The following is a 456-nucleotide window of genomic DNA, read 5'->3' on the forward strand; positions in this document are numbered from 1 at the left end:
TCTTCCCGCCGGCATACAGGTTGTTTTTTTTCTTGTTGGCGTCTTCAAGCGTTTCCTGAGACTGTTTATCGCGAATTAATTTATTTAGAACGCCGTTTAACTGGCGGATATCTATCGGTTTTGAAATAAAATCATCAAAGCCGTTATTCATAAAAATTTCCGCCTGGCCCGCAAGCGCATTAGCGGTTAACGCGACAATAGGCTCATTATATCCAAAACTACGGATTATTTTTACGGCTTCAATGCCGTCCATTCTTGGCATCATGTGATCCATAAATATAATGTCGTATAACCTGCCTTCTCTTATTTTATCTACCGCTTCAAATCCGCTCAACGCGGTATCTACATTTATGCCGTAAGGAGCCAAAAGGCCGCGCGCCACATAAATATTCGTCTCCACGTCATCTACGACAAGGACGCGGCCATAGGGCATATAATCCCTTGTTATTTGGGCTT

The 456-nt window shown here is 43.0% G+C and carries 1 protein-coding gene; it reads right to left on the reverse strand.

All coding sequences use genetic code 11. The annotated features are described in order from the left end of the window. On the reverse strand, positions 1-456 hold a 456-nt coding region (locus ACYVRA_RS08825), incomplete at both ends, for a response regulator (RefSeq protein WP_461252343.1).

Source organism: Treponema sp. R8-4-B8, assembly GCF_054786175.1.